The following is an 11,290-nucleotide window of genomic DNA, read 5'->3' on the forward strand; positions in this document are numbered from 1 at the left end:
CGGGACGGCGCCCGGATCTCACGGCGCCGTCCACTCGTGCGGCCGTTCCACTTCCCAGGTCACCCAGTCCGGATCGTCGAGGACCGCATCGGCGTCCGGCAGCCCGGCCCGCCGCAGGAACTCCAGCAGATCCCCGTCGCTGTACGCGATCCCGAGCAGCGTGTCGTGCCCCTGCTCGTCGCTGACGGACACCCGCCGCCCGCCCTGATCACTCAGTCGGTGCACATGAATCGGCGCAGCTCCCATCACCACAGCCTGACCCAGCCTCCACAGCCCCGCACCCCCACCACCCGGTGAAGGGACAGGACGGTGAACGCCGCAGGGCCCCGGACGAGTCCGGGGCCCTGCGGCGTGTGGGGCGGGGTGCAGGTCAGGCGGTCGTGGCCGCCGGTGCCTTGGCCGGTTCCGCGGGTGCGGGAGAGGCGGCCGGGTCCGACGCGACCGTGTGCATCCGCTGCGGGCGGCGCAGGCCCAGCCGGCCGATCAGGGCGACCAGGGCGAAGGCGACGGCGCCGATGACGAAGGTCAGGGTGAAGCCCGACTCGGCCGGCAGCGGCGGGACGCCCGCGGGCAGGTGCTCGATGGTCTGCGAGGCCAGGATGGTCGTGACCACGGCGCTGCCGATCGCGCTGCCCGTGGAGCGGGAGATCGAGTTGATGCCGTTGGCGATGCCGCTCTGGTGGTGCGGGACGCTCGCCATGATCACGGCCGGCATCGCGGCGTAGCCGAAGCTGACGGCCGCACCGACCACCAGGCCCGCGCCGATCACGGACAGCGTGTGGCCGTGGTCGAGGGCCAGCCAGCCGAAGCCGGCGGCGCCCAGCGCGGCGGCCAGGGCCAGGGCCGTACGCGGGCCGCGGTGCCGGACGATCTGGCCGCCGACCGGCGAGGCCAGCAGCGAGACGATGGCGCCGGGCAGCAGGAACTGGACCGAGGCGCGGAGGATGGACGCGTCGAAGCCGTAGCCGGCGACCGCCTCGGGCATCTGGACGAGGTAGGAGACGCCCAGGAAGTTCGCGAACATGCCGAACCCGACGAGGACGCCGGCCAGGTTGGCCATGAGCACCGGGCGGTGCGCGAACATCCGCATGTCCACGAGCGGTTCGCGGACCTTCAGCTCGGTGAAGACCCAGACGGCGGCCATGACGGCGGCACCGGCGAAGCTGCCCAGCGTACGGCCGGAGGTCCAGCCCCACTCGTTGCCCTGCGAGATAGGCAGCAGGAGCAGCAGGAGGGTGAGGCCCAGGGTGAGGGCGCCGAGGAAGTCGGTGCGGCCGCCGGTCTTGTGGCGGGTGGCGGGGACGAGGGCGACGACCGCGACCAGTGCGAGCACGGCGAAGCCGGTGGCCATCCAGAAGGCGTTGCGGTAGTCGGCGCCGTCACCGGAGGTCAGCAGGCCGGTGGCGACGAGCGCCAGGCCGCTGCCGAACGCGAGGGTGCCGCTCACCAGGGCCATCGCCCCGGGCAGCTTCTGCGGCCGCACCTCCTCGCGCAGCACCGACAGCGCCAGCGGGAAGATCGCGGTCGCGGCGCCCTGCAGGACCCGGCCGAGGATCAGCAGCGGCAGCGAGTTCGCGAGGGCCGCGATCACCGAACCCGCGACCATCACGCCGAGGACCGCCACCAGCGTCGGCTTCTTGCCGTGCTGGTCGCCGAACCGGCCGAGCAGCGGGGTGAAGACCGCCGCGGACAGCAGGGTCGCGGTGGTCACCCAGCTGACCCCGGCGGTCGTGGTGCCCAGGTCGCTGCGGATCAGACCGAGGATCGGGACGGGCAGCGTCTGCATCATCGACACGACCATCGCGGCGAGGCTCAGGGCGAAGACGACGACCGTCTCGTTGCGACTGCGCCCGGCTGCCGGGGCGGCGGGGGACTGGGGACTCATGGCTGGCAGACCTTCTCGGTGGTGGCTCAGGGGCGAGGCGGCACGTGCTTCAGACAGCAGATGTTTGATGACCTCAAGTAACTCGACTGAAGGTAGACGTGGATAGTTAAGGTAGTCAAGTAAACAATTGATAATGTGAAGCAATCCGGTTAGGCTCGTTCCATGAGCACGACCGCACCGCACGCCGCCCCCGCCAAGCTCCAGCTGCTGGAGCTGCTCGCCGCCATCGGAACCGCCCAGTGGCGGGACTTCGCGACCGCCGCGGCGCGGCACGGCCTCACTTCGACCCAGGCCAAGGTGCTCGCTCAGCTGAACGGCCCGCTGCCGATGCGCGGCCTCGCCACCCTGCTGGTCTGTGACGCGTCCAACGTCACCGGGATCGTCGACCGGCTGGAGGCCCGCGGGCTGGTCCGCCGCGAACCGGACCCGGCCGACCGCCGCGTCAAGAACGTCGTCGCCACGGACGAGGGCCGTGAAGTCATCCGCCGGGTGCGCGAGGAGATGCAGGCCACCCACTCGGCGCTCGACACCCTCGACGAAGCCGAGAGCACCGCGCTCTACGGGCTCCTGGAGCGGCTGCGCCCCACGCTGGAGCGGCGCGCCTGACCGGCCCGACACCCGCGGACCCGACGGCTCCGCGGGCTTGCGCACCAGCAGCAGCGCGTAATAGAGGGCCCCGTACATCAGGTCGATGAGGACGTGCGGATCGAGGTCCGGGGCCAGCTCGCCCTGGCCCTGGGCCGCGCGCAGCCGCTCGGCCGCGGCCTCCTCGGCGTCACCTCGCCCCACGGCCGGACCAGACCGAGCGTCAGGAACGCGGCGAGCTCGGACGCCGCGCTCGGCGTGACCATCCAGAGCCTGGCGCCCGGAGTCCGGAACCCCACGAACCCGGCGACGGTGTAGCCGGCCGGGCGTCATTACGCATCGGTAATCGGCGTTCTGCGCGCGGTAATCGACGGTTGAATCCCCGACTGAATTCCCGTCAACAACCATTCCGTGACTATCTCGATTCGGTAACGACATCCTTAAATAGGACTGGACCACTGACGCGTGACGCGCGTAACTCGCCTTGTTTTCAAGGGTATTGATGGTTCATCAAATCCGACCAGCAGGTAACAGGTTGGATTCTCGGGCTCGCCGCCCGTATGTCCGAATTCTCCACCGGATGCGTCTGGCAGGCTTCCGCACTCAATCCCCTGACCAAGGAATTGAGGTGCGCATGTCCAAGCATCGAAGGCTGAAAGAACGTCAGAGAAAGCCGCGCGGACGCTTCATAGGCATCACCGCCGCCATGGCGGTGGCGGCGGTCGTGGCGGCCGGCATCGCGTACGAGGCGGGCCGCGGCGACGCGCAGACGGGGCAGCTCGCACAGGCCGAACCCCAGACCGCCCTCCTCGTGCCGGCCGCCGCGCCGGCCCGCGACGCGGAGCCCGCGCCACTGGAGAAGAAGCCCGGCAACCAACCCGCCCGCGGCATGGTCTACGACGGCCTCAAGCCCGCCGAGAAGGGCGACCGGTGCGCCGGTGTCTACGCCACCGACGCGGGCCACTGCACGCACGGCCCGGACGCCCCGCCCAAGGGCGTCGACATCAAGAAGGACACCCCGCCCGCGGTCAAGTCCGTGGCCCGGGCCGCGGATCCGGCCAAGCCTGCCGGCGACCCGGCGCCCGCGCAGAGCGGCGGACGTGCTCAGGACGCGCCCGCCGTCGACGCGCAGGCCCGGGGCAACGCCGCGGCCGCCCCCACGCCCGGCGCCTCGAAGAGCCCGGCCGGCCGCACCGCCGCCGCCGGCCCGGCCGGTCAGACCGTGCAGTGCGACGGCGACGGCAACACCGGCAACCGGGTCCAGGTCGTCTACGTCCACGGCCCCGGCAAGGACCGCTACTCGCAGTACGTGGCCTCGTTCCGCAAGTGGGCCGCCGACGCCGACGTCATCTACTCGGCCAGCGCCGAGGAGACCGGCGGCGTCCGCCACATCCGCTACGTCACGGCCGCCGACTGCACCCCCACGGTGCTCAACATCGAGCTGCCGGACTCAGCCCTCGCCGAGTTCAGCGCCACCAACCGCGCGCTGGCCGCCAAGGGCCTGGACCGCCGCGACCGCAAGTACATGATCTTCGCGGACGCCCAGGTCTACTGCGGCATCGGCACCTTCAACGGCGACGAGCGACCCCAGCAGAACAACCTCAGCAACTTCGGCCCCTCCTACGGCCGTACCGACAGCGGCTGCTGGGGCGGCCACACCGCCGCCCACGAACTCGGCCACAACCTCGGCGCGGTCAACAACAGCGCCCCCAACACCAGCCGCGGCGCGCACTGCACGGACGAGTGGGACGTCATGTGCTACTCGGACAGCCCGCACTACCCGCAGATGCGCAACATCTGCACCAACCGGGCCTCCGACAACATCCTCGACTGCAACCACGACGACTACTTCCACACCAACCCGCGGGCGGGCAGCTACCTCGCGACGCACTGGAACATCGCCGACAACCAGTTCCTCATGCGCGGCAAGGGCGGGGGCGGCGGCACCGACCCGGATCCGGACCCGAGCCCGACCCCCAAGCCCAGCCCCACCCCGACCACGCCGGAACCCGGCACCGGACCCGACGTCACCGTCGGCCAGATCCAGTCCGACTCCGCCGTCGTGAGCTGGCCGAAGGTCCCGGGCGCCGCCTGGTACCAGGTGTTCCTCGGCGGCAGGCAGCTGACCTGGGTGCAGGGCACGGTGCTGCGCGTCTACCGCCTCCAGCCCGGCACCTCGTACAAGGTGGCCGTCTCGGTGCGCGACGGCCAGGGCCGTGACAGCGGACCCGGCAAGGCGACGCGTTTCACCACCAAGGAAGCCGGCGGCGGCAGCACCAAGCCCAGCAGCCGCTACGTCCTCGGCAACGGCAGCACCGGCATGAACGCCGAACTGTGGGGCGGCCGCAGCGCCGACGGGACGATCCTCGTCGGCTCGGCCGCCAACGGATACGCCCACCAGCAGTGGTACTTCGACGACGCCGGCAACGGCCTGGTGCGGATCCGCTCCGCCGCCTCCGGCAAGTGCCTCCAGCCCGGCGGCGCGCCGTCAGCCGGCATGTGGATCGCCCAGCAGCCCTGCGGCAGCGCCAAGGCCCAGCAGTGGAAGCTGAACCGCAACGGCGCGGCCGTGACCGTCACCGACCGCAGCGGCGACTACGCGCTGAGCATCAGCAACCGCCCGTACTACGGCGCCTGGCTGCTCGACCTCCAGCACACCAACGGGCGTCCGGCACAGGCCTGGACGCTCCAGAAGACCGGCTGACCGGCCCGCACCGGCAGTCGCACCGCCGGGCGGGCGGGCCGTCACGGGGCGGCCCGCCCGCCACGGCGCACACATCCGGCCCCGCCCGCCGGTACGCACCGGCCGCGCCCGCCGGTACCCGCGGAACGCCGCGCCCCGCGCCACCGCGGGGCGCGGCACCCGTACCTCCCCACCCCTCCGCCCACCCGGGAGCACCGCCATGCACCGAAGGAACCTCGCCCTCGCCGCCCTCTCCGGCACCCTGCTGCTCGCCGCACCCGGCACCGCGGCCGCCCACGGCGACACCATCGCGGTCACCCTCACCGGGCAGCGGCAGGGCCACATCACCGCCGACGTCACCTGGGAGAACGACGGAGACCCCGTCGAGGAGCGGGTCGCCGCCACCGTCAACGCGGTGAGCGGGGACGGCTCGCGGACCGCCGGCCCCTGGAAGCTGGTGCGCATCCCGGGCACCGCCGCCGGCTGGACCACCGCCGAGGCGCTGCCCGCCGGACGCTGGCAGATCACCGTGGAGGTCGGCTTCCCCGACCTCGGCCGCGGCGAGGGCACCGTCACCGTGGCGGCACCGGCCGCGAGACCCGCGCCGCCCGCCGCCCGCGCCCCCGGAAACGCTGCCGAGGCGAAGCCCGCCGGCCCCGCCGGCCCCGCCGCCCCGCCGGCCGCCCGGCCCGCGATGGACCCGGGCACTCCGGACCGCGACGCGGTGGACGACTCCGGCCCCGGCCGCGCGACCTGGTTCACCACCGCCGGCGTGGCAGTTGCCGCCCTCGGCGGAGCCGCGGTCGGCATCCTCGTCCGCCGCCGCCGACGCCGCTGACCCCACGGCGACACCAACTGCACGCGGTGCAGGCCGGACTTGGGACCGGGGGCTGTCCCCACCCCGGTCCGGCCGGTTCGCCGGATGGGGCGCCGCGCCGGGCCCGGCCAAGCTGTTCCCCATGACGCAGCAGACGCAGCAGACGACGCAGACGCCCCACCCGACGCAGCCGGCGGACGCACCGCGCCCCACCGCCCCGCGCCTCACCAAGCCCCTGCTCCTCGGCCTCTCCGCCGCCGTCGTCGCGGCCGCCACCCTGACCGGGACCGCAGCCGCCACCGCGGCCACCCCGCCCCGGCCGCCGGCCGCCGCTCCCGCAACTCGACTGGCAGCCCTGCCCCGAGCCGCAGACGCCCGGCGCCCCGCCCCGCCCCGAAGGGCAGCAGTGCGCCACCCTGTCCGTGCCCCTCGACCACGCCGATCCGGCCGGCCGGCAGCTCGACATCGCCGTCACCCGCCTGCCGGCCGCCCAGGGCACCGGGAACGCCCGCCGCGGCACCCTCATCGTCATCCCCGGCGGCCCCGGCGGCTCGGGCGTACAGCGGCTGACCCAGAAGGGCGCGGCGCTGCGGAAGGAACTCGGCGGCGCCTACGACCTCGTGGCCATGGACCCGCGCGGCGTCGGCGGCAGCACCACCGCGAGCTGCGGCCTCGCCCCCGAGGACCGCCACCTCACCTCGCTGCGCTCGTGGCCCGCCGCGGACGGCTCGATCGGCGAGAACATCGCCCGCTCCCGGCGGACCGCCGCCGCCTGCGCCCGCAACGGCGGCCCCGTGCTGCGCAGTTTCACCACCGCCAACCAGGTGCGCGACATGGACCGGTTCCGCGCGGCCCTCGGCGAGGAGAAGCTGTCCGCGTGGGGAGTGTCGTACGGCGCCTACGTCGGCGCCGTGTACGCGCAGAGCTTCCCGGAGCGCACCGACCGGTGGGTGCTCGACAGCAGCGGCGACCCCGACCCGCGGAAGGTGGCCCGCGGCTGGCTGGCGAACATGTCGCGCGGCGCCGACGACCGCTTCCCCGACTTCGCCGCCTGGGCCGCCCACCCCGACCGGGACCGGGAGGGGCTGCGGCTCGCGCAGCGCGCCGAGGACGTCCGCCCGCTGGTCACCGGTCTGGCGGCCGCCCTCGACCGGGCGCCGCGCGCGTCCACCACGCCCGGCATCCCGCTCACCGGGAACGGTCTGCGCCAGGCCCTGCAGAACGCCCTCTACGCCGACGCCGCCTTCCCGGCCCTCGCCCGGCTGGTCAGGACCGCCGACGACCCCGCCGCCGACGTGGCCCTCCCGCCCGAGCTGACCCGGCCGGTCCCCGACACCGACGCCGCGCTCATGGTCGCGGTCGTCTGCAACGACGTCGCCTGGCCGCGCACCTCCATGGGCGACTACCGGCGGGCGGTGGCCGCCGACCGGGCCGCCCACCCGCTGACGGCCGGCATGCCCGTCAACGTGATGCCCTGCTCGTTCTGGAAGCACGACACCACGCCGAAGCCGGTACGGATCACCCCCGCCGGGCCGTCCAACATCCTCATGCTGCAGAGCCGCCGCGACCCGGCCACCCCGCTGTCCGGCGCCCTGAAGATGCGGGCCGCCCTCGGCGACCGGGCCCGCCTGGTCACCGTGGAGCAGGGCGGGCACGGCCTCTACCTGGGCACCGGCAACGCCTGCGGCAACCGGGCGGTCACCACGTTCCTCACGACGGGGAAGCGGCCGGCGCAGGATGCGCACTGCCCGAACTGACCGGCTCCGGCAGTTCGAAGAACCGCAGGAAGAACTGGGCCAGCGGCCCGATCGCCAGCGCGTACACCACGGTGCCGATGCCGGCCGTGCCGCCCAGCAGGAAACCGACCGCCAGGACGGTCAGCTCGATCCCGGTGCGCACCAGCCGGATCGACCGGCCCGTCCGCCGGTGCAGGCCGGTCATCAGCCCGTCCCGCGGGCCCGGGCCGAACCGGGCGGAGATGTACAGACCGGTCGCGATGCCGTTGAGGACCACACCGCCGACCAGCAGCAGCACCTGGACGGCCGGATGGCGGGCGTCCGGCACGAAGGCGAGGGTGGCGTCCATGCTGAGACCGACCGCGAACACGTTCGAGATGGTGCCGAGGCCCGGGCGCTGCCGCAGCGGCCACCACAGCAGCAGCACCAGCGCTCCGACCGCCACGGACACGGTGCCGATGCTCCACCCCAGCCGCTCGGCGAGCCCCTGGTGGAACACGTCCCACGGGTCGAGCCCGAGCCCGGCCCGGACCAGCAGGGCCGAGCTGGCCCCGTACAGGGCGAGCCCCAGGTACAGCTGCACCAGGCGGCGGGTGAGCAGGCCGGGCGGGGCGGCGGGGGAGCCGAGTGGGGAGGGGGGTGACGAGGCGTGCACCGGCGGGGCCTTTCCAGAGATCCAATGGCCGACGTCCCCCACCTTCCGGCACGGCTGGATTACCCAACCAGGGCCAATCCGACCCGAGTGGCCTGGTTTTGGTCAGCCGTGGCAGGGTGTGGACGGCCCCGGCGGATCCCCACGCCCGCCCGGCCGGTCCCGGCGGCCGCTCAGCGGCTCCCGACGGTGGCGACGAAGGAGTCCAGCGCGGCATCGAAGTGGCGCGTGGCCTCGTCGACCCGCCCGACGGGCGCGGAGACCCACAGGTCGTACAGCCGGCTGTTCTCCTCCCAGCAGACGTCGACGGTGTGCCGGGGGCCCTCGGCGGCCGAGAAGCCGTTCCAGGAGAACTCCCAGCGGGCGGCCGGCATGCCGTTGTGTGTGGTCGCCACCACCTGCCCGCCGCGGTAGCCGCGGTTGGTGTCCGGCCCGTCGCGGTGCGCGGCCTGCATGACCTCCAGGGGTCCGCCCGGCACCGGCATCCGGACCTTGACGCCGATCCGGATCGCCGTGTCGGGGGACAGGTAGAAGACCCGCTGGTCGTCGGTGGCCCGCTGGTAGCCCTCCGGGACCGCCAGGCCGAACCCCGCCGCGTCGGGCACGAACCGGTAGCCGGGGGGCACGGCCCGTGCGGACGGGGGGACGGCTCCCGGCGTGGGCGCGGACGCACCGGGCGGGGCGGTGCGCCCCGGCGCCGCCCCGGCCGCCCGCGTGGCGCCCGGCCCGGCGGCCCCCGCCCCCCTGCCGTCGTCGCCGTTCAGCAGCGCCGCCGCGCCGGCTGCCCCCAGGGCCGTACAGGCGACCAGCGCGGCGATCAGCCCCAGCCGCATCCGTCGCCCCGGCCGCTGCGCGTCCCGCTGCGTCGTCCCGTCGGATGCGGGCCCGTCCCCGGCGCCCGGGTCCACGGCCACCGGCCGGGCTTCGGTCGGGGCACCGGAGGCCGCCGCGGGCACCGCCTCCGTCGGGGTGTGGACCACCGGCCGGCCGCCCGGACCCGCCGACTCCGCGCACTCCGTCAGCAGCCGCTCCGCCCCGGCCGCCGTCAGCCGCTGCTCCGGATCCCGCTCCAGCAGCCCCCGTACGGCCGGCAGCAGCGGGCCCAGCTCCTGCGGCGGGCGGATCACGTCGAACACCACGGCGTGCAGGATGCCGCCGAGCGAGTCCCGGCGGAACGGCGATTCGCCGCTGACCGCCGCGCACAGCAGCGCGCCCAGCGACCACAGGTCGGACGCGGGACCGGCCTCGCCGCCCTGCATCCGTTCGGGCGCGGTGTACTCCGGCGAGCCCACGAACGCGCGGCTCTCGCTGATGGTGGTGGCCCCGGCGAGCCGGGCGATCCCGAAGTCGGTCAGCACCACCCGGCCGCTGCCTGCCTCCAGCAGCACGTTCGCCGGCTTCACGTCCCGGTGCAGCACCCCGCCCGCGTGCGCGGCGGTCAGCGCACCCAGCAGCGCGAGCCCGACCCGGGCGGCCTCGCCGGGGTCCAGCGGCCCCCGGGTGGCCAGCCGGTGGGCGAGCGAGCCGCCGTCGACCAGTTCCATCACGATGTACGGGTGCCCGTCGTGCTCCACGACGTCGTGCACGACGACCACGTGCGGATGCCGGAGCCGGGCGACGACCCGGGCCTCCCGCAGCGCGCCCGCCGCGCTCGCCCCGCCCTCGACGTGGAGCTCCTTGACCGCGACCCGGCGGCCCAGCAGCTCGTCGGTGGCCCGCCACACGGTGCCCATCCCGCCGCGGCCCAGCGGCTGCTCCAGGCGGTACCGTCCGCCGATCACCGTGCTGTTGCGCGGAGCCCCCTGCGACACGCCCGCCTCCCCCTCCGTCGGATGCGCACATGATGCCGCACGCGTGCCGACCAGCGCCAAAGGCCCGGAAGCCCCCGCACGAGGAGGGCCTCCGGGCCTTCGTCAGCCCCGCCCGGGAACCTGCCCGGACCGGACGCTTCGGTCGAAGTCCCGCCCGTCCGACGGTACTTCGAAACCGCCCGCTACGACGCCGGCACCGGCGGGATCGCCTCGGTCGGGTTGGCCGGCGGGGTGAGCCGCTGCGGTGCGAGCGTGGTCGGCACCAGGTCCTTGTGGATCACCTTGGCGATGGCCTGGATGGTGGCGACGCCGTACTCCATCGAGCTGTTGTCCTGGGTCAGGACCGACATGTGGTAGTCGTGGCCGCCGCCCTGGAACGCGCCGACGCTGTGGACCCGCCAGCCGTGCGTGGCCCGGGGCAGCCAGCCGTTCTTCACGTGGACCTTCACCGTGGACGGCGCGCCCGCGGGCGTGCCCCAGCGCTGCGAGGCGACGACCTTGTTCATCAGCTTCAGGATGTATGCGCGGGCGTTGTCGCTGAGCACCGTGTTCTTGGCGGTGATCAGCGACAGCAGGCGCTGCTCGTCCTTGACGTTGATCTGAGTGAGGCCCCAGTAGCCGTTGGCGCCCGGCACGGTGGTCGTCATGCCGGCCGCCGTCAGGAAGCCCTTGATCTTGGTCAGGCCGAGCTGCCGCCACAGCGCCGTCGTGGCGTTGTTGTCGGACTTGGTGATCATCGCGGTGGCGAGGTCCGCCTCGCGCTGCGTCAGGTAGCGGTTCGTCTTCTTCGCGTCCCAGAGCAGGGCCGCGAGGACGGTCACCTTGACCACGCTCGCCGAGTCGTAGGCGGAGGTCGCGCGGAAGGTGCAGGTGGTCTTCGTGGTGCGGTCGTACAGTCCGATCGCGATGGCACCCTTGCGGTTCGCCATGGCCGCCGTGATGTCCTTCTGGAGCTTCGCGGCGAGTCCGGCCTTGGCTGACGTGCAGGCGACCGTCGGGGCCGCGGCCGAGGCGGGCGCGGCCGCTGCGAGCGGTACGAGCACCCCGGCGGCCGCCAGGCCGGTGGTCAGCACGCGGGCGCGCCGGGATATCCGGTGAGTCATTGGAGGCTTCCCATCCCC

General features: G+C 74.0%; 9 protein-coding genes and 1 pseudogene. 4 read left to right on the plus strand and 6 right to left on the minus strand.

Annotated elements, in window-relative coordinates; genetic code table 11:
- Positions 1 to 18 precede the first annotated feature (18 nt).
- Both LG634_RS13130 and LG634_RS13135 read right to left on the minus strand, forming a co-directional pair.
- Entirely contained in the window at positions 19 to 192 is a 174-nt protein-coding gene (locus LG634_RS13130) for a hypothetical protein (protein WP_308072471.1), read from the minus strand.
- A gap of 178 nt (positions 193 to 370) precedes the next feature.
- On the minus strand, positions 371 to 1,885 hold the full coding sequence (locus tag LG634_RS13135; protein WP_226733950.1) for an MFS transporter: 1,515 nt from the start codon (positions 1,883 to 1,885) through the stop codon (positions 371 to 373).
- A gap of 162 nt (positions 1,886 to 2,047) precedes the next feature.
- On the opposite strand from LG634_RS13135, the gene LG634_RS13140 reads away from it, so the two are divergent.
- Complete coding sequence (locus tag LG634_RS13140) at positions 2,048 to 2,491, plus strand: MarR family winged helix-turn-helix transcriptional regulator (RefSeq protein WP_226733951.1); 444 nt, start codon at positions 2,048 to 2,050, stop codon at positions 2,489 to 2,491.
- 84 nt (positions 2,492 to 2,575) lie between these two features.
- Here LG634_RS13140 and LG634_RS38435 read toward each other — a convergent pair.
- Positions 2,576 to 2,908 (minus strand): annotated as a pseudogene (locus LG634_RS38435) (hypothetical protein); the annotation flags it as partial.
- A gap of 196 nt (positions 2,909 to 3,104) precedes the next feature.
- Between LG634_RS38435 and LG634_RS13150 the strand changes: the two are divergent.
- From LG634_RS13150 to LG634_RS13160, 3 genes are all read left to right on the plus strand, one after another.
- The gene (locus LG634_RS13150; RefSeq protein ID WP_226733953.1) at positions 3,105 to 5,174 is read left to right on the plus strand and encodes an RICIN domain-containing protein; all 2,070 of its coding nucleotides are present in this window, start codon (positions 3,105 to 3,107) and stop codon (positions 5,172 to 5,174) included.
- Positions 5,175 to 5,373: 199 nt separating this feature from the next.
- On the plus strand, positions 5,374 to 5,991 hold the full coding sequence (locus LG634_RS13155) for a hypothetical protein (protein WP_226733954.1): 618 nt from the start codon (positions 5,374 to 5,376) through the stop codon (positions 5,989 to 5,991).
- A 401-nt stretch (positions 5,992 to 6,392) separates the two neighbouring features.
- Entirely contained in the window at positions 6,393 to 7,727 is a 1,335-nt protein-coding gene (locus tag LG634_RS13160; RefSeq protein ID WP_372482417.1) for an alpha/beta hydrolase, read from the plus strand.
- Here the strand turns inward: LG634_RS13160 and yczE are convergent.
- The 3 genes from yczE to LG634_RS13175 form a co-directional block, all read right to left on the minus strand.
- On the minus strand, positions 7,681 to 8,361 hold the full coding sequence (yczE, locus tag LG634_RS13165; protein WP_226733955.1) for a membrane protein YczE: 681 nt from the start codon (positions 8,359 to 8,361) through the stop codon (positions 7,681 to 7,683). The genes LG634_RS13160 and yczE overlap by 47 nt on opposite strands.
- 170 nt (positions 8,362 to 8,531) lie before the next feature.
- Complete coding sequence (locus tag LG634_RS13170) at positions 8,532 to 10,169, minus strand: serine/threonine-protein kinase (protein ID WP_226733956.1); 1,638 nt, start codon at positions 10,167 to 10,169, stop codon at positions 8,532 to 8,534.
- A 182-nt stretch (positions 10,170 to 10,351) separates the two neighbouring features.
- Entirely contained in the window at positions 10,352 to 11,272 is a 921-nt protein-coding gene (locus tag LG634_RS13175) for a serine hydrolase (protein WP_226733957.1), read from the minus strand.
- Positions 11,273 to 11,290 lie beyond the last annotated feature (18 nt).

The sequence above is a fragment of the Streptomyces bambusae genome (assembly GCF_020532645.1).
GTDB lineage: Bacteria > Actinomycetota > Actinomycetes > Streptomycetales > Streptomycetaceae > Streptomyces > Streptomyces bambusae.